Source organism: Arthrobacter sp. HMSC06H05, assembly GCF_001807395.1.
Classification (GTDB): Bacteria; Actinomycetota; Actinomycetes; order Actinomycetales; family Micrococcaceae; genus Pseudoglutamicibacter; species Pseudoglutamicibacter albus.
In genome coordinates, this window is the sequence record NZ_KV788983.1 from 194,004 (window position 1) to 194,211 (window position 208).

Here is a 208-nt window from a genome sequence, read left to right on the forward strand (position 1 = left end):
GTTCCCCGCGCCTGCGGGGATGATCCGAATTGACCGATCGTCCGCTGGCTGGCGGCGAGGAGTTCCCCGCGCCTGCGGGGATGATCCGCGGCGGGCGAATACAACGACATTCCCAGACACGAGTTCCCCGCGCCTGCGGGGATGATCCGGAGAAGTTCAATGCTCGTTCAGATCGCTGTTTGAGTTCCCCGCGCCTGCGGGGATGATC